General features: G+C 58.7%; 1 tRNA gene. It reads left to right on the top strand.

From position 1 onward, the window contains the following. The first annotated feature begins 135 nt into the window (after positions 1-135). Positions 136-211: transfer RNA gene (locus tag E4487_RS24395), tRNA-Glu, on the top strand. The last annotated feature ends 2 nt before the right edge of the window (positions 212-213 follow it).

Raw genomic sequence — 213 nt, 5'->3', positions numbered from 1 at the left:
GGGCTATAGCTCAGCTGGGAGAGCGCTTGCATGGCATGCAAGAGGTCAACGGTTCGATCCCGTTTAGCTCCACCAATCTCGACTCCTTCGGGAGTGCCAGAATCGATGTGAGTCGATTCACGATCAGGGTCTTGCGTCCCCTTCGTCTAGTGGCCTAGGACACCGCCCTTTCACGGCGGTAACAGGGGTTCGAGTCCCCTAGGGGACGCCACT

The sequence above is a fragment of the Pseudomonas sp. BMW13 genome (assembly GCF_013357275.1).
Lineage (GTDB): Bacteria > Pseudomonadota > Gammaproteobacteria > Pseudomonadales > Pseudomonadaceae > Aquipseudomonas > Aquipseudomonas khazarica.
The sequence above is the reverse complement of the archived record's forward strand: the minus strand, read 5'-3'. Positions and strand labels throughout refer to the sequence as shown.